The organism is Flavihumibacter cheonanensis (genome assembly GCF_022352215.1).
GTDB lineage: Bacteria > Bacteroidota > Bacteroidia > Chitinophagales > Chitinophagaceae > Flavihumibacter > Flavihumibacter cheonanensis.
Genome location: NZ_JAKRWF010000180.1, coordinates 1 through 282, shown reverse-complemented (window position 1 = coordinate 282; position 282 = coordinate 1). Strand labels below are relative to the sequence as shown.

Below are 282 nucleotides of genomic sequence, written 5' to 3'. Positions count from 1 at the left end.
GGCGGCGGCTCGACGCCGACGGGGTGAGCTTCCGCTCCCACATCGACGGCGCTGAGCACCGGCTGACGCCGGAGAACGTCGTCGACGCCCAGGCGGATTTCGGGGTCGACGTGGCGATGGTCCTCGACGAGTGCCTGCCCTACCCGGTGGACCGGCCCACGGCCGAGGCCTCGACCATGCGCAGCGTGGACTGGGCACGGCGCGGTCTCGCGCGGGCCTCCGGGCTGCGGCAGCGGCACGACGCTGCGTGGTCGGGCGGGTTGTTCGCGATCCAGCAGGGCT

General features: G+C 74.1%; 1 protein-coding gene. It reads left to right on the top strand.

Annotation, left to right across the window (positions count from 1 at the left end; translation table 11 throughout):
* A partial coding sequence (locus MD536_RS21610) for a tRNA-guanine transglycosylase (protein WP_239603852.1) occupies positions 1 to 282 on the top strand: 282 nt, incomplete at both ends.